Here is a 301-nt window from a genome sequence, read left to right on the forward strand (position 1 = left end):
GCCGGTCTCCGGATCGGGGAGCACCCGGCAGCGCAGCCCGAAGACCCGCTCGACCAGCTCGGCGGTCAGCACCTCGGCGGGTGCGCCCTCGGCGGCGACCGTGCCGTCGGGGCCGAGCACCACCAGGTGGGTGGCGTAGCGGGCGGCCTGGTTGAGGTCGTGCAGGACGGCCACCACCGTGTGGCCGCGCTCCTCGTGGAGCTCGGCGCAGAGGTCGAGCACCTCGAACTGGTGCGAGATGTCGAGGAAGGTGGTCGGCTCGTCGAGCAGCAGGATCGAGGTCTGCTGGGCCAACACCATG

At 72.1% G+C, this 301-nt stretch carries 1 protein-coding gene; it reads right to left on the reverse strand.

Going from position 1 to position 301, the window contains the following annotated elements:
* Window positions 1–301 (reverse strand): ABC transporter ATP-binding protein (locus ACLWS4_RS38435; RefSeq protein ID WP_416876634.1); only part of this gene is annotated, 301 nt, incomplete at both ends.

It is taken from the genome of Kitasatospora sp. SC0581, from assembly GCF_048159585.1.
Taxonomy (GTDB): Bacteria; Actinomycetota; Actinomycetes; order Streptomycetales; family Streptomycetaceae; genus Kitasatospora.